Origin of the sequence: Alcanivorax sp. (assembly GCF_002733835.1) — a bacterium.
Lineage (GTDB): Bacteria > Pseudomonadota > Gammaproteobacteria > Pseudomonadales > Alcanivoracaceae > Alcanivorax.
This window is the reverse complement of the sequence record NZ_NVWY01000001.1, coordinates 38,914-59,102: the sequence shown is the minus strand read 5'-3', so window position 1 is coordinate 59,102 and position 20,189 is coordinate 38,914. Positions and strand designations below refer to the sequence as shown.

General features: G+C 57.5%; 29 protein-coding genes. 9 read left to right on the top strand and 20 right to left on the bottom strand.

Annotated elements, in window-relative coordinates:
* Positions 1-4: 4 nt before the first annotated feature.
* The 19 genes from COA55_RS00335 to COA55_RS00245 all read right to left on the bottom strand — a co-directional run bounded on the left by COA55_RS00335 (position 5) and on the right by COA55_RS00245 (position 14,257).
* A complete protein-coding gene (locus tag COA55_RS00335) occupies positions 5-310 on the bottom strand; it encodes a Gp49 family protein (RefSeq protein ID WP_290500029.1) in 306 nt (101 codons plus the stop codon).
* An 81-nt stretch (positions 311-391) separates the two neighbouring features.
* A complete protein-coding gene (locus COA55_RS00330; protein WP_290500028.1) occupies positions 392-1,309 on the bottom strand; it encodes a major capsid protein in 918 nt (305 codons plus the stop codon).
* A gap of 20 nt (positions 1,310-1,329) precedes the next feature.
* A complete protein-coding gene (locus COA55_RS00325; RefSeq protein ID WP_290500026.1) occupies positions 1,330-1,668 on the bottom strand; it encodes a capsid cement protein in 339 nt (112 codons plus the stop codon).
* 11 nt (positions 1,669-1,679) lie between these two features.
* Positions 1,680-2,855: a hypothetical protein gene (locus COA55_RS00320; protein WP_290500025.1), complete on the bottom strand. Its 1,176-nt coding sequence runs from the start codon at positions 2,853-2,855 to the stop codon at positions 1,680-1,682.
* A gap of 237 nt (positions 2,856-3,092) precedes the next feature.
* Positions 3,093-3,656, bottom strand: coding sequence for a phage virion morphogenesis protein (locus COA55_RS00315; RefSeq protein WP_290500023.1), 564 nt, complete (start codon positions 3,654-3,656; stop codon positions 3,093-3,095).
* Between the two features lie 91 nt (positions 3,657-3,747).
* On the bottom strand, positions 3,748-5,004 hold the full coding sequence (locus COA55_RS00310; RefSeq protein ID WP_290500022.1) for a PBECR2 nuclease fold domain-containing protein: 1,257 nt from the start codon (positions 5,002-5,004) through the stop codon (positions 3,748-3,750).
* On the bottom strand, positions 4,991-6,520 hold the full coding sequence (locus COA55_RS00305) for a DUF935 family protein (protein ID WP_290500021.1): 1,530 nt from the start codon (positions 6,518-6,520) through the stop codon (positions 4,991-4,993). The genes COA55_RS00310 and COA55_RS00305 overlap by 14 nt, the downstream gene beginning before the upstream one ends.
* A complete protein-coding gene (locus COA55_RS00300) occupies positions 6,520-7,980 on the bottom strand; it encodes a terminase family protein (protein ID WP_290500020.1) in 1,461 nt (486 codons plus the stop codon). The genes COA55_RS00305 and COA55_RS00300 overlap by 1 nt, the downstream gene beginning before the upstream one ends.
* Positions 7,980-8,498, bottom strand: coding sequence for a DUF3486 family protein (locus COA55_RS00295; RefSeq protein ID WP_290500018.1), 519 nt, complete (start codon positions 8,496-8,498; stop codon positions 7,980-7,982). Before COA55_RS00295 ends, COA55_RS00300 begins: the two co-directional genes overlap by 1 nt.
* Before the next feature lie 2 nt (positions 8,499-8,500).
* Entirely contained in the window at positions 8,501-8,812 is a 312-nt protein-coding gene (locus tag COA55_RS00290; protein ID WP_290500017.1) for a hypothetical protein, read from the bottom strand.
* Positions 8,805-9,152, bottom strand: a complete 348-nt coding sequence (locus tag COA55_RS00285) for a hypothetical protein (RefSeq protein ID WP_290500015.1) — start codon at positions 9,150-9,152, stop codon at positions 8,805-8,807. Before COA55_RS00285 ends, COA55_RS00290 begins: the two co-directional genes overlap by 8 nt.
* 96 nt (positions 9,153-9,248) lie before the next feature.
* Complete coding sequence (locus COA55_RS00280; RefSeq protein ID WP_290500014.1) at positions 9,249-9,665, bottom strand: hypothetical protein; 417 nt, start codon at positions 9,663-9,665, stop codon at positions 9,249-9,251.
* Entirely contained in the window at positions 9,662-10,309 is a 648-nt protein-coding gene (locus tag COA55_RS00275) for a transglycosylase SLT domain-containing protein (protein ID WP_290500012.1), read from the bottom strand. The genes COA55_RS00280 and COA55_RS00275 overlap by 4 nt, the downstream gene beginning before the upstream one ends.
* Before the next feature lie 2 nt (positions 10,310-10,311).
* Positions 10,312-10,611, bottom strand: coding sequence for a putative holin (locus tag COA55_RS00270; RefSeq protein WP_290500010.1), 300 nt, complete (start codon positions 10,609-10,611; stop codon positions 10,312-10,314).
* 90 nt (positions 10,612-10,701) lie between these two features.
* Positions 10,702-11,586 carry a hypothetical protein gene (locus COA55_RS00265; protein WP_290500008.1) on the bottom strand — a complete coding sequence of 295 codons (885 nt, stop codon included), beginning with the start codon at positions 11,584-11,586 and terminating at the stop codon, positions 10,702-10,704.
* Positions 11,587-11,977: 391 nt separating this feature from the next.
* Entirely contained in the window at positions 11,978-12,451 is a 474-nt protein-coding gene (locus tag COA55_RS00260; RefSeq protein ID WP_290500007.1) for a hypothetical protein, read from the bottom strand.
* A gap of 8 nt (positions 12,452-12,459) precedes the next feature.
* Complete coding sequence (locus COA55_RS00255; protein WP_290500005.1) at positions 12,460-12,999, bottom strand: hypothetical protein; 540 nt, start codon at positions 12,997-12,999, stop codon at positions 12,460-12,462.
* A 10-nt stretch (positions 13,000-13,009) separates the two neighbouring features.
* The gene (locus COA55_RS00250) at positions 13,010-13,438 is read right to left on the bottom strand and encodes a hypothetical protein (RefSeq protein WP_290500003.1); all 429 of its coding nucleotides are present in this window, start codon (positions 13,436-13,438) and stop codon (positions 13,010-13,012) included.
* 309 nt (positions 13,439-13,747) lie between these two features.
* Positions 13,748-14,257, bottom strand: coding sequence for a helix-turn-helix domain-containing protein (locus COA55_RS00245; RefSeq protein WP_290500001.1), 510 nt, complete (start codon positions 14,255-14,257; stop codon positions 13,748-13,750).
* Between COA55_RS00245 and COA55_RS00240 the strand changes: the two genes are divergently transcribed.
* Positions 14,256-14,477 (top strand): DNA-binding protein, encoded by a 222-nt coding sequence (locus tag COA55_RS00240; protein ID WP_290500000.1) that lies wholly within the window; start codon positions 14,256-14,258, stop codon positions 14,475-14,477. The genes COA55_RS00245 and COA55_RS00240 overlap by 2 nt on opposite strands.
* Positions 14,478-14,538: 61 nt before the next feature.
* Here the strand turns inward: COA55_RS00240 and COA55_RS00235 are convergent, their stop codons facing one another.
* Positions 14,539-14,835, bottom strand: a complete 297-nt coding sequence (locus COA55_RS00235; RefSeq protein WP_290499999.1) for a hypothetical protein — start codon at positions 14,833-14,835, stop codon at positions 14,539-14,541.
* A gap of 106 nt (positions 14,836-14,941) precedes the next feature.
* Here COA55_RS00235 and COA55_RS00230 point away from each other — a divergent pair, with 106 nt between their 5' ends.
* From COA55_RS00230 to COA55_RS00195, 8 genes are read left to right on the top strand one after another with little or no spacing between them, the layout of a single operon-like run.
* On the top strand, positions 14,942-15,427 hold the full coding sequence (locus COA55_RS00230) for a hypothetical protein (RefSeq protein ID WP_290499998.1): 486 nt from the start codon (positions 14,942-14,944) through the stop codon (positions 15,425-15,427).
* Complete coding sequence (locus COA55_RS00225) at positions 15,424-15,618, top strand: hypothetical protein (RefSeq protein ID WP_290499997.1); 195 nt, start codon at positions 15,424-15,426, stop codon at positions 15,616-15,618. The genes COA55_RS00230 and COA55_RS00225 overlap by 4 nt, the downstream gene beginning before the upstream one ends.
* Positions 15,615-15,914, top strand: a complete 300-nt coding sequence (locus COA55_RS00220; RefSeq protein ID WP_290499995.1) for a helix-turn-helix domain-containing protein — start codon at positions 15,615-15,617, stop codon at positions 15,912-15,914. Before COA55_RS00225 ends, COA55_RS00220 begins: the two co-directional genes overlap by 4 nt.
* 9 nt (positions 15,915-15,923) lie before the next feature.
* On the top strand, positions 15,924-16,739 hold the full coding sequence (locus COA55_RS00215; protein WP_290499994.1) for a hypothetical protein: 816 nt from the start codon (positions 15,924-15,926) through the stop codon (positions 16,737-16,739).
* The gene (locus tag COA55_RS00210) at positions 16,736-18,514 is read left to right on the top strand and encodes a hypothetical protein (RefSeq protein WP_290499993.1); all 1,779 of its coding nucleotides are present in this window, start codon (positions 16,736-16,738) and stop codon (positions 18,512-18,514) included. The genes COA55_RS00215 and COA55_RS00210 overlap by 4 nt, the downstream gene beginning before the upstream one ends.
* Positions 18,511-19,704 carry an AAA family ATPase gene (locus COA55_RS00205; RefSeq protein WP_290499991.1) on the top strand — a complete coding sequence of 398 codons (1,194 nt, stop codon included), beginning with the start codon at positions 18,511-18,513 and terminating at the stop codon, positions 19,702-19,704. Before COA55_RS00210 ends, COA55_RS00205 begins: the two co-directional genes overlap by 4 nt.
* A 1-nt stretch (position 19,705) precedes the next feature.
* Positions 19,706-19,879 carry a hypothetical protein gene (locus COA55_RS00200; RefSeq protein WP_290499989.1) on the top strand — a complete coding sequence of 58 codons (174 nt, stop codon included), beginning with the start codon at positions 19,706-19,708 and terminating at the stop codon, positions 19,877-19,879.
* A 9-nt stretch (positions 19,880-19,888) separates the two neighbouring features.
* On the top strand, positions 19,889-20,188 hold the full coding sequence (locus COA55_RS00195; protein ID WP_290499988.1) for a hypothetical protein: 300 nt from the start codon (positions 19,889-19,891) through the stop codon (positions 20,186-20,188).
* The last annotated feature ends 1 nt before the right edge of the window (position 20,189 follow it).

Below are 20,189 nucleotides of genomic sequence, written 5' to 3'. Positions count from 1 at the left end.
TTGGCTACGCGCCGCTCATCTTTCGATAGGCTTCCAACTTCCAGATCTCACTGAACGCATTGTCGTAGCTGATCTTTTGGCCGATTTCATCGCGCCAATTGGCCGGGTCGATACAGGTGGCGGGCTTTCCGACAACAACAAAGCCGTTATCCATGCGGATACCGCAAAACATCATTTTCTGTCCGGCCAGCGTAACGATCTGGTAACCCACTTCGGAAATTCGGGCTTCAATGCCTTCGCTTGTGATGCGATCACCATCGCAGCGCTGATCTTTCATCATCGCTTCAACGTCAGAGTGGTTTTGTGCCATCCCAATTCTCCTGAAATAGGACCGGTTCTGGCGGGTAGAGTCGTGGCTATGAACCGGCAAGTTCGCCACCGCCAGGGGGGATTAGCCCACGTTCTGGAACAGGTAACCCGCTTCCATGCCGCTGATCACCGGCGCACGCTCATAGGTCGCCGGGTACAGCCAGCTCTTGGCGTTGTTGTCGTAATAGGGCTGCTCCACCAACGGGTGGCCATCCATGGTGTAGGTGTAGCCGTAGCTCGGCTCTTCCATGGAGCTGGCCTGCTGGGGCACATAAGCCAGCACGGCATCAGGACCCCAGACATCGCTGAAGGCGTCGCCGGTACCAGCAGTGACAGCCCGGCCCACCACAACCTGATCCAGATCCAGCAGCGCGGCGATCATTTCGACGGTGATGGAGTCACGGCTGGTGTATTTGAATCGCTCCAGCACCTTGGGGTTTTCGCGGATAGCAGAAAACGCTTTAGCAGACAGCGTCAGAGTATTGGCCTCCATGCCGGTAGTTTGGCGGATCGCTTCCTGCCCCACGCGGATATCCTTGGCCGGGTTATTGGCGTCATCGGTCCAACGACTGGCGGACAGATCCACCTTGTGGTCGTTGTCGTAGTTGTTGGCATCCCGTGCCAGGGCAGCCTGTTCGACTTCCAGCGCCAGGCTGGCAATACGCATGGCATTGTTGGTAGCGCGTTGGCCGAGATTGATACCCGGTGTCTGGCTCGCGTCGCGCAGATGTTCACGCGGCACCACACCTTCCAGAGCATCCTGGACCAGGGCAAAGGGTTTGCCGGCATAACCGAACTGCACCCGCTTGGTAGCGGAGCCGGGGGTACGACGGATGTTGTACTGACGGAAGCTTTCTTTTCCGAAGGTCAGAATCTGCCCACCGGACACGGCAACCGGTACCCGGGGAAACAGCGCCATCCCCACATGCTCCGGGTGGCGATACCCCTGCGCATGCGTGGACAGAATCGGGTCGATAACTCGTACTTGACGATTATTCATTGAAGGCTCTCCTGGTTGGCCTAGTTAGCGATCAGCAGGACTTCGATGAGATCGCCATCCGCTGCGGCTTCCTGCAGAGCCCTTGCAACGGTGACACCGGCAGACTGTGCAACAGCCTTGGCATCGGCACCCACTTCAATGGCTCCGCCATCAGCAATGGCGCCACCGGCTTCCACTACCGTGGTGCCGAGCACATCCACGCCGAAATCGTCACCGATTTCCGCATCGACAACGCCAACACCTAAGGCATTACCCGCTGCGGCTGCAGGGGCGCCGTCGAAGCCGACGAAGCGGTGTTGAGTGTTGGCCGCAGTCGCGGCGGCGGTCAGCGTCAGCAACGCGATCTTTTGAGCACTCATGAAACTCTCCTTTAGCTCACCGCGTTGATGGCGGTGGTGTAGTCACATTGATGTTTGGCCTGGTAAGCCACGGCCTTGTTGTGGATGGCGAGCTGATCCGCGTCGACGGAATAGCCTGCAGGCGCCGCAAAGCTGGCATCACGGTGGCCTTCGTCATCCGTGGCCGCGCCGCGCTCAGCAAAATCAACCCGCGCCGGCAGACCCTCAAGGAAGGCGTTCAGCCAGTCGCTACCCGGTTTCTTGACGGTGGTATCGCCTTCGGCGAACTCCACGACAGCCTCGTCGTCCTGGGCTTCCATGAAGGCAACCAGGCCTTCTTTTTCCCGGGGCAGCACCTTGCCTTCCTTCACCAGCTTCTCGGCGAATTCAGCAATGTCTTCCTTGCGGGCAGCAGCGGCTTGTTCTGCCAGCTTCTGTTCCTTGGCAGCCAGCTCCTGTTCGCGGGTTTGCAACGCGGTTTCGCGTTCCGCAAAGGCTGCTGCTTGTTGCTCTTGCTCTTTATTGGGGTCCACGGTGGTGTCCTCCGGGGTTTGAGTGTTGGGTTGAGTCGTAGAGGGATCTGGCGCAGCAGCAAACGCTGTGTCAGGTTCAGATGCGTGGCGCCGGTCACCGGCACGCTCCGCTTCACGTGCAAGGTAATCAGGGATGACTTTGTCGGCGGTCTCGGCATCGAATTTTTCCAGCAGCCAGTCGCGCAGGCTTCGGGCCAAACGGCCCAGCACCCAGCGGCTTTCAAAATCGGCTTCGGAGAATTCGACGATGACCAGGTCATCATCCGCTTCGGAAAACTCAGCAGGTCGAAGGCCTTTGATGGCTGGTGCAGCGGCACCAAGAAAACCCACGTGGCGTAAATACCAACCACCGGGCTTGGGGTTGGCCGGGTGCTTGGGCGGGAAGAAGGCTGCGCTGATCTTTCTCCAGCGGCCCTGATTCACGCTTTCAGCAAAAGCGGCTTCCAGCTTGTCCGTCTCTGTGACAGTAAGAATGTCGCCGGCCTTCGCCAGCTTGCCCACCCAGCCGTAGGCCGGGTCATCGGTTTTCGGGTGGCCCACCACCAACGGCGCAGCAAACACCGCCGGATCGTAATCAGCGATGATCTGATCCAGATCCTCATCCGTGAAGGTCAGCCGCTGCCCGTGCATGTCGGTGTGCGTGCCTGATTTGAAAATTTCCAGCGCTTTACTCATGTGGGCCTGCTATCGAAGTGGGTCGATGGAGCCACTATCGGGATTGGCGGCATCAGAGTCTTTTGAACGCGGGCAAAATTTGCCGATTGGGGGTTTTCAGAGTGGAAATGACAACTCAGGCAGAAACCCGAGCCGGGAAGGCCTCAATTCGCTTTTATAAAACTTTTACGGCATCGAAACGGGGTTTGGGTGCGGCAACGGTAGCAGCAAGAGGGCTGAGGGGCCTTGTAGGGCCTCTCAGGCGCCCATGGCATTTTGCAGATAATCGTGGGCTTTCTTGACGATCTGGTTGTTCTGCTGCTCATTGGTGCCCAACCAGCGCCGGGCAGGAATGCGGATCTTGTAGCCACCCACATTCACGGTCTGGGCGAAGTTGCTCTTGCCCTTCTTAACGAACTGGTTGCCAACACTGCCGTCACGCTTTTGGCGGAAGTAGACCTCGCGGGTACTGGCAGCCCGATCGATCTCAGCACCATAGTGTTGGGCTGCACCATAGGCCCGGTCGGTACCGAACTCCAGCCCCGTTTGGTCATGCTGGCCGCGCAGGGTGCCAGCCAAGTGCCCACGCAATGTGAGGATCTTATTCGCGTTGCGGTGCTTGCGCTTCTTGTAGGCCGGTGACAACGGCGCCCAGGGCGTGCCCTCCGGCGACACCTGGTTACGGAAGCGCTGACGATGCACCCGCGTCAGGTATTCGATGATGATCTGGAACAACGGGCCGGGGTTATCCAGGCCCTGAATCGCCGCGCCGATCTTGGCGCTGACGTCCTTGTGGTCGAACTCGATCTTGGCACCAGCCATGGAACCTCCTAAACTGAAGACTGCGGTGATGGATACGCCCCCGGCAAACAGGGCCGCCAAACATCACCGGATCGCGGGTGCCGGCCCGCGATCACTCCTCTTCCTCCCTGAAGTACAACCGCGCACCCACGCGCATATCCTCAATCTGGTGAGCATCGGGCTGAAATACCGTGATGCCCGACCAGCCATCGTGGGATAACTCATACACAGCTAGCGCCGGCACCTGCTCATCTGGCAGTTGGAAGCGAGCGATATAGCGCCGCCGCACCACGGCCTTCTTTCTGGCAGCTTGCCACTCCAGCCGTACCCATATCTCATCGGGCGACTGCAAGGCATCGGCCAGCAGCTTCATGTAGCGGCCCCGGCCTCGCTTGTTGGCTTTTAGCCGGCCACTCCTGCGCTCCACAAAAAGCTCACGCCCAATTGCCAGGCGTTCGCCAATCACATCGCGGAAAACGGCAGGCTCATCCAGGGTGGCACCGAACTCTTCCAGGAAGGCATTGGCATAAGTCTCTTCATCCAACCCTTCAGGCAACAAACGGCTGGCGGGATAAGGGCGCACTGAGGGCAGTGGCGAAGCGGGACGGGTATTGGGCAGCCCAGGGCCGCCCTGGGAGCCCGGTAACGGCGGTTCAGGCTTTTCAGGTGGCACGGCACTCTTCAGGCGACTACGACCCGGTGCATGCTCAAAACCGGGGTCGATGCCTGCAGGTACGCGCACGGTGCGGGGGCCGTCAGCGCTACGCTGGCCAATGATCTTTTCTTCCCACTCCATGCCAGGGGCTTCATCTGGGCCATCCTTGCCCATCTCACGCAGGTCGTCTTCGGTCAGGCCTGTCACATAACATTGGCAGCCCCAGGCGTTAATCGGGGTGTGGGTGTCCCACCACGGGTCATCGGCTCGCAAGATCAAACCATCCCACGCCAGATGCTCAGGCCGGGGGTGTTCTACCGCGTCGCTGTGGTGGTACTGCCGATAGGGCAAGGCGTCTTTGGCGGCTTCCAGTTGCTCATAGCGGCCTGCTGAGTAGCTGGAAAACAGGTTGGTCTCAAAGATGGTCCGGCTTCGCCAGGCGCGTCCGCCGTTGTAATCCCAGCCATGGCGAGCAACGATCTTGTCAAAGTCTTTGCGGAATTCCTCTAGCGTGCCGCCGCCAGCAATCGCCTTTTCTACCGCCTCCCGGAAATCCGCCACAATGGCATCACGGTTAGCGCCTGCCACCATGAAGGCCCAGTCATGTTCCTGGCCGTAGATATCCGTCCAGCTTTCGGTGGGGATATTCAGCTTGCGGCGGAAGAACAGGATCTGCTCCTGGAAAGGAACAGATCCATAGTTAACGGAGGGCATCGGGATCTTCCTCCACCACCTCGTTGCGGCCAGCCAGGTGCGCCGTGGCCAAGACTTCAGCCATGGCATCCGCATACTGGTCCAGGGTCAGGTCCGGGTACACCTGCAGCAGGCGATCGCGCAGCGCTTCCAGGGAATCCACTTCCTCAACGATCTGGCGGATCTGGTTGATCCAGCTGTCAGTCGCTTGTTCCACATTCGTGCGGGCAGCCGGCTCCAGTTGCTGGGGTACGGATGGGTCACCTGCAGCAAAGTTGGCCTCATTGCCTGGCACTGCAGGTGGATCGTTGGCAGGGGCTTTCTCTTCCCATTCCCCGCCATAGTTCTCCTGGATGTGTTTCAGCGTTGGCTTGAAGCCCATGTCGTAAATGGTCTTGTCACGCTCTGCACGCTTGTTGGTGTCTTCATCCGGCTCCACCTTGCGATATACACGCGGCGCTGCAGCACCGGGGAAGTTCCACTCGGTGAGCCAGCGGCCAACGCTGGTGTTGTAGCTTTCGCATACCAGGTCAGCATCTGCCTTCACCAGATCCTGGCGCACGTCTCCCTGCAGCTCCTCATTGCCCAGTTTTCCTGGCGTGCCTTCTGAACTTGCGGTCTGGCCGAGGCATACCTTGGCGATGGCCCGGTCCATGCGATCCATCAAGCTGGAATAATCAGCGGTACAGGAGCGGGCGGCCTCCAGCAGCTCTATGGCCATGCCGTCCGGCACTATCACGCCGGCATCCGTACTGATCGCCCCCAGCGCCTGCAGCAGTTTTTGCTTTTCGTGGGGGAGCGCATTCGGTGGGTAAGTGCCCTTGGCGGTGGGCTGGCCGAACTTCTCCAGGAACACCAGCCAGTACTTGAGTCCGTTACGCTTGAACCACACCGGCCAGTAAAGCCAATGGCCCAGGCCAAGACCATAAGGCTCATCGTCGTGGTCGCCACCCGTGGTGAAATGCCAGAACTTCTTATCCGGCATCAACTCGCCTTCCGGATTGTTCCAGGTGCGCATGCGCAGCCGGCTTTTGCCATCAAAGCCGAAACGCTGGCGGTTTCGCACGATCATCCGATCGATGGTAATGAATCGGGAATCGCGACCCCACATGGGTTCAGCAACGGCAAAGCCATAGAAGATGCCAAACAGCATTTTCTCGGTGACCCGATCCCAGCCGATGTGCTGGATCTGCTCAGCCATGAAGTCTGCAGCCGCTTTGTCCTTGCGGGTCTTGCCGCCAGGGTCTACCCCCCATTCCTTACTGGAGACCGCCAAGCGGCGCTGATTGAAGGTGCTGCCGACCTGGTCATCGCGCAGCACTTCCTTGTAGAGGGTGTAATCCCCGTTGCCACGGGTCATCAGCACGCTGTCCGTGGAGGGCTGTATGGACATGGGGTCCAGATAGCCTCGGGTAATATCACGGCCATCGCTGGTGGAAGCCACCTCACGCATTTCTGGCCGTGCGTTGCTGGCCGGCTGGGCAGCGAAATTGGCAGGCACCAGTAACCCGGAATTGAGCTGTTCGTAATCGGCCATCAGAAGCCTCCAAAATTGTTGCCGCCACCGACGGTGCCGAAGCCGGTGTCGGTGAGTGTGACGATGGGCGACCCGTCGCCATTGGCCAATGCGCTACGCGGGCCGGTGGATTGGTATTCCAGGGGGGCGGATGGCTGCCCGGCAGCTTCAATCGCCAAGCCCAATGCCCAGAAGTGGTCAGCATGGCCATCAGGGGTACGTTCGGCAGTGAATCGCACATTGCCGGCGGCGGTGGTTTGTTTGGTCACTTGACGCAGATCAGCGCGGGTCTTCGGGTCATGTGGAATCCGCAGCTTCCGGTCTTCCATATGGCTGCGGATCGGGTATGCCAATGCTTCTTTCACCTTGGGGGTAAACGTGACCGCTTCCACCCTGCTGGAACCGAACCTGTCCTGGGCATCATCCGCCCAGCCAATACCCAAACCGGTGGCATCAATGCAGATCCGATCGCACAGGTTCAGCCACGGCCAGAGAATGGCCTCCTGGTCGCTTTTGCGCATGTTCTGAAGGCGCTCGATATGGCGTGTGTAGAGCACGTCTCCCAGTTTCTCCACAATCCACAGCACGGTAAGGTCTTTCTTGCGTCCGATATCAATGCCGGCATAAAGACGACCGGTCCCGATTTCCTGCCATGGATATCCGGCGGGGTACTCGCTGGCAGCGATCAGGTCATATTCCAGGAAGGCAACATCGTCATCAGCCGGGTTGCACATGTACTCCTGCTGGAAAGATTCCTCATCAGCACAGCCTGAGCGAACAAAGTCGAAATACTCCGCTTCATCCATGGCCTGCCGTTCATCACCTTCTGGGAGCATTTGCTGCAGCTTGTACAGAAACCCTTGATCCAGCGCGTCCTGCAGAGTCACGCGGTGAAGGCTGATATTCTTGGGGTTATCTGCCTCTCGGGCCTCGCGCACCAGCTGGTTGAAAAAGTTATGGCTGCCACGGTGGGTGGATATCACTTCAAGATTGCCGCCCCAGGTGATACCCGGATAAGCGATGGACCACAGCTTGCGAGGGTCCGGGTGCAAGGCGAACTCATCCAGAACGCGCCCACCGCGTTTACCTGCCTGGGCATCCGGGTTGCTGGACATACTGTGAATACGCTTGCCACTGGCGAACTGCAGCACATAAGCAGAAATACGATCATTGGGATCAATGACCATTTCCCCCATGTCCTTGGCAGCCAGGTTCATGATGCTGGCCCAGTGCTTGCAATCTTCAATGAAGAGGCGCGCCTGGAGGTCATCTCGGCTTGATACCCACTGATCGTGTCGTGCACCCTGAGCCGCTGTACGCTCATTGCATGCATACGCCGTTGACCAGCTCAGGCCGATCTGACGGCCTTTTTCCATCAGCTTCAGGCGGCTGTCATCCTTGATCCATTGACTCTGGAACGGCAGAAAAATGGCATCAGGATTAGCCGGGATAACCTTTGCATTGCCTACGCGCATCGCCATTAGCTGATCCCCAGTGCATCACGGATAGCCTGTTTAGTTTCAGCGGTAACACCACCTTTACTGTCCAGGGCGTCCAGCTTCTTGCGCTGCTCCTCAAGGAGTTCCTTGCGGGCTTCCGCCGCCAGGCGTTTCTGGCTGACGCTGGCCCGCCCAAGATCAGCAATAGCCTTGGCCAACTTCGGCAGATCAATGCCTTCCGTGGGTATCTGGGCGTCGCGGATAACGGCAAAAAGCCGCTCCTGAACCAGACGCATCAGGGCTTCATTGACGGCACCTTCATCATCGGGAGCCTCAGCCACTACGGCCCGAGCCTGCTCGGTAATCAACTTCACCTGGTCCAGACGCTCACGGAAGCTGCTGCCATAGCGGTGCAAGGCACTGCTGGAAATATCGATGCCCCGGTTTTGGCACAGCTCTTCCAGCTCTTGATAGCCGGAAAAACCACGCTTCACCAGCTCCTGATCAAGCCAGCTTTTGTCGTCTTCATTCAGACGCTGCACCTTGGATACCTGGGGCATACTCAGCCCTCCCAGTATTTTTCAGGCCGGGCGATGCCGGGGTGGCACTCCACGGTGTACTCGGCCACATCCACGCCGTAGTGGGTCAGTTTGGCGTGCCAGGCGCCAGCCGGGGTTTTCTCTACCTGCACCAGCTTGCGGTCGTCCAGGTATTCCAGCTCACGGCGCACTTCGGTTGCAGTGGCATCCGGGTATACCCCCTGAATGGTCTGAAGGATCAGCTGCTCATGCGCCCCGATCGGGCGGGCGTGGTTGAGCGTGAGCAGGATCGTCCAGCGCATGCCTTCGCGGCGCACCTTGTTATGATCAATCACGTTTTGCCTCCCGGATTTGCAGGTTTTCCAGTTTCAGGGCCAGCCCATCCAGCTTGCTTTCAATGAGGCTCTGGCCGCGTATGTAGTCTTCTCGTCGCACGTACTTCTCTGGCAGCTCGGCACGTAGCTTCATTAGCTCCCGTTCAACCTGGGCGACCTGCTTGCCGTTCTCGCCTTCCCGGATCTCGATGTGCTCCAGGCGGGCCTGCAAGGTGTCGAACTTGCTGTCCAGATGCTTTTCAAACAGGGCCTGTTGTCGGCGACTCATCCCCCAAAAAAGAGACACCAAGGTCACCACCAGGCCAAGGAACTTGGCGATATCAATCGTCAGTTCACTCATTCTTCCCCCTGGTTCATTCGGAACCGGTATTGCTCATACTTCAGCCCGGCGCATTCGCCATAGAGGTCGTACATGATCTTCAGCGTCACGGGCATCTCATTCGGGTCGTTGGTCGGGTATGGGAGGTGGGCGCTGCAGGGCGTCGCCGAGGCCTCCGGTTGCGGCGTTGATGGCACGCTCTCTGGCGGCGACCAGCTGCTGCATGACACGCTCGCTATAGCGAAGATCAGCACGCAGGCCAGCGTTCTCATCGAGTGCATCGCGTAGCTCCTGGGTGGTTTGTTGGTCGAATTTGCCTTTGTCGGCCAGCAGCTGGGAAATACGCAGGCTCGCCGCTTTGGAATCTCTGACCAGGTCCGCATGCTCGGCAAGGGCTTCGCCCAGTTTGGTCACCGTCGCGGAGCTGGTTTTGGCTTGCACGGCGGTTTCGCCGTGGTGGTACCCCCAGAAATAGGCGCCGGCACCGCTGAACAGCGAACTCATCAACACAGCCACGATCCAGCGGGCAATCATGGGCATACCCCTTCGCCCCACGCGGCTCTCCCATACAGGGGCTCCCAGCGCAGGAGAATCTTTCGGGGGTACCCCCGGTTTTCGTTCCAGTTGGCGGCGGAGCGGCCCGCATTGACCCGCTCCACCGAATCGAACCAGACCAGCGGATCAAGCCCCTTACTCGATGCCAGCCTTTTGTCGCGGTACACCCAACCAAGGCCACCGTTGTACGCAGATAACACCATTGCCCACTTCTCGCAGGGGCTCGCGGCCTGGATACGTGTATGCAGCCACTTGTCGTAGAGCACCATGGCTCGCATGGCCCAGCCGGGGTTATAGGGCTGCCGTTCCCCCAGGTGGCTTGGGTACAGCTCGGCGAACCAGTCAGAAGTGGCCGGCATGAATTGCGCCAAGCCCTCTGCGCCCACAGGGGAACGTGCGTCAGCGCGCCAGCGGCTCTCCTGGTGGATTTGCGCGGCGAAGGTGGCCACGGGGACATCTAGCCCCCAGAAGGCATGAGAGGTGCGAATCAGCGTGCGCTGGTAGCTCTTGGCGGCTTGCGGGATCTCATCTGCATACGCTGGTGCGCAACCGCTGACCGCAAAGATCAGCAAGGCGCTCAAGGCCAACACGAGCAAACACTGGATAACGCGAACGTGGCTCATGGCTACAGCCCCAGCGTCAGGCCAAGGATCACAGCAAAGATCACCACCGCCCGCCTGAGCATCAGCAGGCTAATCGCGACATTGATGTGCTCAGGCCCACAGCTGTTTGGTTCATGCGGAAAAAGGAAACAATGCGGGCGTGCATAAGGGAACAGCGACCGATCAATCCAGTAACCCAGCACGGCGCCCAGGCTAACCAGGGACAGCTTGTAAAGCACAACAGGCAACTGGGCGGGGTTGAGCAGTGCTAGCACGGCCAGCAGCCCAACAGAAATAAACAACCAAGTGGAAAGGCGGGGCATAACATTCTCCGGTTTCGTATGAACAAAAACGACTACGCCCCCATAATCGGGGGCGCAGCGGAGAATGTATTTTGAACGCGGGCAAAAACGCTATTGGTAGGCCGTTATCTCAATAAGCTGAGGCTGGTATTCCTTTTTGGCCTTTTTATATCTGCTTGTGACGATCACATTGGCTGTGATCTGCGTTCTACCATGAAGTTCTTTCGGGTCAAGGTTGCCGGCCAGGATCATCTTGGTTCTTGTTTCTGCAACGCCGATTACAACTCCAGCCCATCCCTTATCAGTATTGTCTCTATCACTAGCCGAGATCAGTACTTTCACATTTTTATACTTCTCCTCCTTTTCCTCAGGGATTGGAGGGGTGTACTCGTCAGGGGCTTCAGCAACGACACTTGAGGGGATGGTTAAGGAGTTGAACCCCTCAATTTTGATTGCTGAGTTGTCACCTTTCGCTGGTCGCATGGCATCGACAGCATCCCTGGCAATAGATTTCTTATCCCGTTGCGCCTCGAGAATTTCTTTAATCGACTCCCCATTCAGGTTGATGTCGCCACCGGCTTCGAGCACAACAGAGTTGTAAGCCTCGGTATGCTTTCTCGGCTCCCCTGATGGAAGAACCTGCATGAGGCCGTACATCATAACCGCGCCAACACCGACAGAAACAACCGTTTTTAGACCGCCAGAGTCTTTCGTCATCTTTTCGAATAACTCCTCAAGTTTCTGAGCGTTCTCTTCACCGCCGCACAGGTATTTGACGATGAAGTGATCTTTAAGGCTGCCGGATACGATTTCAGAAATGTAGACCTGCGTATCATATACCTTTATACCGTCAAACGCCTTCTCGACAAAAGGGCCAGTGCGCTTGAGTATTTTCTCCAGGCTTCTCAGGCTGTCGATGATGTCTTCGATGGAAACCGGCGCTTCGGTGGTGTAATGAATTTTATATTCTGTCTGAACTGTGAAGGTGTTATCCAAATCGATCCCCTTAATCCCTTTATTGTCGTGCTCGACAAGATGTGCTCTACCAGCCTCCCTTGGCCCGCTGGCGTGCTAACTAAAAGCTAAGAAACTCTCTCGTAGAAATAGCAAGTCGTGCTATTCCACTCCTTGAGAACGTTGCCACAAGAGCATACAAAGCGGTCTTTATCCCTTAGAGGAAACTGCTTAATGCTCACAGAGTAGACAGCACCGCATTCATCACATGTTTCTTCGCCAATTTCTGTTTCATCCCAGGTTGCCATAATTGCTTCTCTCCCTAACCAGTTCGACAAGTGCTCCTGCCTGTGCAACCTCGGGAGGGTCAGCTACTGCAGCAGCAAGAAAAGTCCATTCCATGATTTCTCCTTAAATCCATTTTTCAGGCAGCCTATGACCAGAAGCCACTAGGGGTTCGCGTATCTGGATCAATCTCCTCCAGGTAAGCACCATGGTTGCAGAGCGGGCAGGACAGGTAGTGAATGTGGTTTCGTACAAGCACCCCTTTTTTGCCTGCATCGAAGCATGGCTGACAAAGAAAGTGGTCCACTCCTTCCTCACCAGCAGTCGCACGCAAACGATATACGAAGAAATCCCCGATATTTCCCACCCTGTCTAGCACGTAACGCTCTTTCTCCGCAGCTTCACGCTCAAGCTCGCGAATGCGCTCCTCCAAAACAGGGATATGCCGCTGCTGATCGATGACGGTGCCGAGCACCTGCGAAAGCTGAGTTTGTGCATCGATAATTTTTTCCGACAGCTCGCTTTGAAGGGCCGAAAGCTTATTGGTATCGCGCTCATTGACGATTAGTTTTCCTAGCTCAAAAGTGGTCGATAGGCTGCTGACTAATGCTGTTATATCCATGATCAAACCTAGTGTTCCACAGTCAAAGCGCTGAGAAAGCCATCTACATAGCCAGCCGGGACAAATAGCTCTGAATTAATGCCCTGGCGGCTGTTCACGCGGAATTTCAGCCCCTTGCCTTGAGCCTGCACCAATTGCTGAGGCGTGATGCTGATAATGATGTCTTCATTGTGGCTACACAGGCCGGAGGCTTGGCAAAAGTTAACCTTACGATTAACCCCTACGGCCTTAACGGTATCGCCACCCACAAAGCTGGCCGATTCGTAATAGCGCCAGTTGCCTACATAGCTGACCACTACATAGATTTGATACTGCATTTTGCCTGTATTCTTGTTTTCAAACGCCCGAAGCCTTACATACTCGCTGTCTGAAAAAAGTCCCCTTTGCTGACTGGTTGAATGCACTGGCCCTAAGTAAGTGACAGATGCATCAAACTCGGAATCCTGTCGCTCAACCTTGCTAGCAATGTAATCAGGTGATTTGTTGGCCATGTTGGCCGAGCAGCCCGCCATAACCAGCGCAATAGCAAGGACCAAAATCCGTTTCATACTTCCCTCCTTATTTTATTCGCTGCAAAAACAGCGCTTTATCAATTTCCATAATTCTGGCTTGGCTTTCCTTGCGGATCTCCGCCGCCACCTTGATCGACCCCGCCAGCCTGGACGCGGCAATGCCCAGGGTAATGAGGCACAAGGAGTAGGCCAACAACGGGAGGGCTGCATCTGCACCCATAACTCGCTGGGCGATATCCCAAAGCAGCATCCCCAAATAGGCGCCGACTGAAGCGAACATCCACTTGCAGGCAGGGGTACGCAATAGCGCCCAGCGCAGCCGCCTCAGAACCGCTTCTTCAGAAGTGCGCAGCCGGTTCAGCTCAGGCGCTGTTACGAGGCACGGTGTGCAGCCCTGAATAAAATATTGGGTAATGTGGCAGCGCTCGTAGTAATCCCCCAAAGCAACCCGATTCCCTTCACCCTCGATTTTCATTGTCGTCCTTAACTTTGAACTACGTCACAGTACAAAAAAGAGTTTCACAATATGAAACTGATTCACGTATGACAAGTCTTCCGCTAAGGCACGCAAAAGGCTCACGGCAATGCACGAAAACGCTCACAGACGCACATAATCCCAGCGAACATACTGAACAGGCTTGGCGCCTCTTACTGCATTTGCAGGAGCGACAGACGTGTCAGCGCCACCTGCGCCAAGCACCCAAAAGCGAAATCGATTTCGCTTTTAAGACAGGCCTTAAACTCACATCAAATCTGTAATCGATTACAGATTTGTAAGTAATTCTCATTTCTTTTTTGGTCCATGCCGATGGTAACCGCCGCCAGCCACTTTGTTGCCATCGCCCTTTACCACAACCTGGTTACCCCCAATCCCCTTGCTGTCGGCAGATACAGCGCCTTGCAGAGCCCCAACAGCTGCCATTTTCCCAGAAAGGCCTGCGGAGCGATAAAGCGACAGCAGCTCACGCTCATCATCCGATAAATCCAAGCCACCGCCTGTTCCGTTGAGAATCCAAGCTGGGTCAGCCCCAAAGGCGGCCTGCAATCTCAACAAGGCCAAAGCGTCAGGGATTCGGTCTCCGGATTCATACCTACCGACTGTTTTTCTTTCGATTCCCAACTCCTGAGCAAATCTCGCTTGGGTCAAGTTTCCTCGAACCTCCCGGATTCTCAGTCCAATTGCAATCGGATCGATATCCATCAAAAAATACCCACAAAGGTACTTGACCGTGTACCCAATTGGTCCCACAATCAATACAACATCATTCAGCAACCCAAGGAGAGCCACCGCCATGGCAACCCCTAAAGTTCTGACCCCTGAACAGGTCAAACAATCATTCCGGCAGCGCGGTATCACCATCACCCAGTGGGCAGAAGACCACGGTTACCGCCGCAACGCTGTTTACCGCGTACTTAATGGCAACGACAAAGCCTGCTACGGGCAAGCCCATGAAATTGCCGTGAAACTGGGGCTGAAGGCCCAAACCTCTGACCAGCAGCATGCTGCTGCTTAAGGAGGCGACATGCAGATCAGCCCTCGCCGTTACCCCTTGCAAGCTGATGAAGCAAAGGAAATCAGCGACCGCCTTTTGTCTGGCGTTCGTGTATTCCGCGAAGTTGCTCGGCCAATGCAATCAGTGAGCGCTGCCAAACTGCATTGTCCTGGGCTCTGCAAAGCCCATCGAGATCATCTGCCAGTTCATCCAAATGCACCTGCCCGGCTTCAGCCAGATAGCGCGCAAGTAATACAAAAGCGCCTGTTGAGGCGGCAGCTGTTATCGCTTGCTCATCAAGTTGGCGATGTAGCTCGGCAACTTGGTCTCTCAGCTCAGCTGTTTCTTCGCTCAGCTGCCACATGGCTTCGTCGTTCATAGCTCACCTGTATGCCAATGATGCCGCCATTTACGCACAACGCAACCCGGTTTCACCAGATGCAAAAAACAACTTTGTTTGGATACACGATTATGGGGGCTTTCCAATGACTCGCCGCCGCTGGAAACACCGCGTCCCCAGCAACCTCCGGCAGGCCATGGCCTGGTGTCTGGATTATGCCCGTGAGGTGCACAACCTCTCTGTGGAAGGCATTGCCACCAAGATGGCGTTGGCCAATCACTGGAGCATCTATAAGTGGATTGAGAATGGCCGCATGCCGGCGGTGCTGATCCCTGCCTATGAAGCGGCCTGCGGCATCGACTTTGTGAGCCGCTTTCTGGCCGGGACCGGTGGCCACCTGGTGGTGGAGATTCCACGCGGCAAGGTTTGCGATGCACAAGACGTGATGCAGCTGCAGGGCGAGCTGAGCGGCGCCATCAAATCCCTCACCGATTTCTACTCTGGCAAGCAAACCGCCGAGGACACCCTGGCCCAGCTAAAAGCGGCCATGCAGGGCCTGGCGTACCACCACCGCAACGTCGAGCAGCACCCGCACCCCGAGTTGCCGCTGGGCGGGGAGGAAGACGTATGAACACTTTTACCAAGCAGGAAATCCGTCGTCGGCGCCGCACCGCACTGCGGGGCGCAATTGATGCTAACGACCGCCACCGAGCAACCCGTGGGGGGCCGGATGGCCATGAAGAAAAGTTCTTTTGGGGTGAGCTGGCTCGAGCCTGCCACCGTGAAGTGCAACGCATGAACCGCATTGAGAAAAGGCTATGAACAACGACACCGCACTCCACAAAGGCCTGCGCGTATTCAAGGCACTGAAGGGCCACACCCTGAATGGGTTAAGCAACCAGCAGCTGGCCAAGGCAACGGGGCTTTCCCCCAGCGGGATCACCCGCGTGATGGCCGCCCTGATCGATGAGGGGCTGGCAGAGCGCGGTGAGGATGGCCGTTTCCGGCTTTCTATCCAGGCGCTGCAAATCGCCCAGGCTCACGCGCTGGAGGTGAGCAAGTACCAAGACCGCATCAACGAACTGCAACGCCGGGTCTCGGCGGGCGCACATCAATAAGGAGCCACCATGACAAAGAAGAATGAACTCGCAGAATTTCAGGCCCACAGCCAAGAGATCTGTGAACTCTACCTCGATGGCCAACCCTACGACCGCCAGCGCGTGGTGAACGAGGCACGGTTCTGCCTGGCACAGAGCGCAGAAGCGATGCTGGAAGCCGGCAAGCGTTTGATCGTGCTGAAAGAACATGAAGGCCATGGGGAGTTTATCCAGATCGTAGAAAACCAGCTGGGGATGAACTACAGCATTGCCCACAAGATGGCGACTGCGGCGGCAAAGTTTCTTTCCCCCAAACTTCAGGGCAAGGGGAAACAGCTGCTGACGCTCGGCAAAACCAAGCTCTATGAGCTGATGGTGGAAGACGACGACGACCTGGCCGCATTGGCTGATGGTGGCACCGTGGCCGGGCTGGAGCTGGACGATATCGAGCGCATGTCCACCCGCGAGTTACGTAAGGCCCTACGTGATGCTCGCGCTGATGCTACCGCGAAGGATCAGGTTATCGCGGATAAGAACAGCAAGCTGGATGAGCTGGCGACCAAACAGAAAAAAATCAAGCCGGCTGAGCCCGATGAGGAGAGCAAGCAGATCCGCATGGAAGCCAGCGACTTGTGTTTCCAGGGCGAGGCGCTGATTCGCGGACAAGTATCCGAGGCTCTGATGGCGGTGCAATTCCACGGGATGAATCACAGCCTGGATGTAACGGAGTGGCTGGCTGGCCAGCTTAACCAGATGGACGAGGCGCTCAATCACGTTCGGGAGCAGCTGGGGATCTTCCGCACCCAGGAAGGCGCTGAATGGGAACAAGCCGGGGGTGGCGCATGAATCCCGCTCTGCTGGAACAGCTGCAGGCTGTGGCGGCAGAAGCCCAGGCAGCCGGCCATGGCAACAAGAGCGCCATCTATGACGCGGCGGCGGCGAACATGGGCATGAGTCGTGGCACCCTGCTGCGCAAGCTCAAGGCCGTCACCCTGGCGCCGCAGCGCAAGCGGCGCTGTGATGCCGGCGAGAGTGCGCTCACTCAAGAAGAAGCGCGAATCATCAGCGCGTACATCCTGGAAGCCTGCCGCAACAACGGCAAGCGCCTTGCCAGCCTGAAAGACGCGGTGGAGGTGCTACGCCAAAACGGAATGATCCAGGCGGGCCGCGTGGATGAAGAAACCGGCGAATTCCGGCCCATGACCGAGAGCGCCATTGCTAAGGCCATGCGCAACTTCGGTCTGCACCCGGATCAGCTGGGCCGCCCGAGCCCCAAACAGTATTTGCGTTCTAAGCACCCGAACCATGTTTGGCAGATCGACCCCAGCTTATGCGTTCTCTACTACATGCCGGCGGCCAAGGGTGAGTACCTGCAGGTGATGGATGAAAAGGCCTTCTACAAAAACAAGCCGGCGAATATCCGCCGGATTGAGAAAGAGCGGGTCTGGCGCTACGTGATCACTGACCACACCAGCGGCGTGATCTACGTGCACTACGTGCTGGGTGCGGAAAGCGGCAAGAACCTGGTGGAGGCGTTCATCGGCGCCAGCCAGAAGAAAGGCGCCAGCGATCCGTTCCAAGGGGTGCCGTTCATGGTGATGGTTGATCCGGGCAGCGCTAACACCGGGGCGGTGTTCCGCAACTTATGCCGGGCGCTGGGCATTCACCTGCAGGTGAATGAACCGGGCAAGCCGTGGGCCAAAGGTCAGGTAGAAAAGAGCAACGATATTGTCGAGCGCAGCTTTGAACACCGCATCAAGTTTATGCGGGATCTGCCGCAATGCCTGGACGATATCAACTCCGCTGGCTGGGCCTGGATGCGCTGGTTCAACGCCCACCAAATCCATACCCGCACCAACCGCACCCGCTATGCGGTATGGCTAACGATCAGTGAGCAGCAGTTGCAGATAGCGCCCGCCGCAAAGGTGATGCGTGAACTGGCCGTACACGCGCCAGAGAAGCGCAAGGTGAGCCCGCATCTGACGATCAGCTACCGAAGCCACACCTACTCGGTGGCGGATATCCCCGGTGTGATGGTGGGCGAATCAGTCGAGGTGACCCGCAGCCCCTGGCATGACGACGGGGCTCAGGTGATCTACCTGAACGATGAAGGCCGTGAGGTGATGCAGGCGCTGGAGCCGATGAAACGCGACGAGTATGGCTTCTTTGAGGAGGGCGCCATGCTCGGCGAGGAATACAAGGCCCACGCTGACACCAAGGCCGATACCGAGCGCAAGGCCATCGAACGTCTGGTTACCGAGTCCGGTACAGACGAGGAGGCAGCGACCAAGCGCAAGGCAAAGGCGGTGCCCTTTGGCGGCAAGGTAGACCCGATGAAGCCGGTCACCGATACGCCGGTACCGGACTACATCCCCAAGCGCGGCACCGAGCTGGATCTGGGCGACACCCCACGCGTGGAAGCGGTGCGCCTGACCCATGTACAGGCAGCCAAACGGCTGGCCAACCGCATGGGCGATCGCTGGGAGCCGACACACTTTCAGTGGCTGCAGCAGCGCTACCCGGACGGTGTCCAGGAAGACCAGTTGGACGATATCGAAACCGCGCTTTCCCGCCCGGCAGCCCAGCCGCTGCGGGTGGTCAATGGAGGTGACCAGCAATGATGAAACTTGGCCCCTTACTGCATAAACGGGACATCAAGCGCATGGCGCTGGCGGCAGGCATGGATCTATCGCCGGCGACCGTGACGCTGCTGATCAACTACCACAAATGGCCGAAGAAATGGCCTAAGGAGGAAATCAAGGCCCGCATTTTTACGTTCCTGGATGACCCGGAACTCGGGGAGGAAATTTTCGAGGAATACGACCCGGCAGAAGACGAACCCGAGCCGGAAGAAGTAGAGAGCCCCGCACCGGCGGCAACCGAGTGCGAGGCGAAACCAGAGCAAAGCAACGATAACGATGACCTGGAGATTGAGATGTTACTACGGAAACAGGTGCTGACACCAAACGCCCGCCGTGCCTTTGGCCTGGTGCGTGACCCCTTTGATGAGGTGCGCAATGCCAGCGAGGTGTTTGTGAACGCCGAGTTTCGTTATGTGCGTGAGAGCCTGCGCCAGATCGCCAAGCACGGCGGCTTCATGGCGGTGGTGGGGGAATCCGGGGCGGGTAAATCTACGCTGCGCCGGGATCTGATCCAGTGGGCCAACGATGACGAGCCCAGCATCAACATCATAGAGCCCTATGTGCTGGGCCTCGAAGACAACGATATGAAGGGCAAGACGCTGAAGGCCGGCCACATTGCCGAGGCCATTATGGCGAAGATTGCGCCGGGCGAAACGCTGCGACGCAGCCCCGAAGCCCGTTTCCGGCAGGTGCATAACGCCCTGCGTGAATCACACCGGGCTGGGTACCGCCACGTGCTGGTGATCGAGGAGGCACACGGCCTGCCCATCCCCACCCTGAAGCACCTCAAGCGCTTTTTCGAGCTGGAGGACGGTTTCAGCAAGTTGATCAGCATCATCCTGATCGGCCAGACCGAGCTGGCGCAGAAGCTGGACGAACGTAACCCGCAGGTGCGTGAGGTCGTGCAGCGCTGCGAGGTGGTGAACCTGCGCCCCATCGATATGGAGGTGGAAGGTTACCTGGACCACCGCTTCCAGCTAGCGGGCCGCGCCTTGGCGGATGTGATGGATGCTGAGGCAGTCGAGGCGCTGCGCAAGAAATTATCAGGCCGGGGGGAGTACTCGGTGTTGTACCCGCTGGCTATCAACAACGTGGTGGCAGCGGCATTGAATGAAGCGGCCAAGCTCGGCGTGCCCATGCTGACCGCAGACCTGATCAGGGAGGTGTGAGATGGCGAAGTTCACGATCGTGATCGAAGACACCGAGAGCGGCTCTGTCACAGCCCAGTGTACCGGCCCTCATGACCAGGAGACCAATGCCTGGCTGTTCGCGATGACCTGCTTTCTCGGCTTAGTGAAAGCCCTGAAGACCTGGACCCCGAAAGACGGCAAGACCATTCATTAGGAGCGAATCATGGCGATTGAAACCGAGCAGTTGGAGTACTGGGGCAACAAGTTCACCTGCCACAACCTCCAGCGCTATATGACTTTCGCTGCCTTCATGGTGGATCCGGCCAAACATTGGGACGAGATCATGTACGGCCAGTATCAGCCTCTGCTGGCAAGGCAGAAGGAAGCCCGTGAGCGGATTGATCGGGCCAGCGAAGGCCTTGAGGCCACGCTGAACCGGGTGGAAAGAAAGGTCGAAGGGCTGCGCCGGATCGATAACGGCCACCCCTACGAGCAACTCAAACACCACGCGAACGGGAGATAAG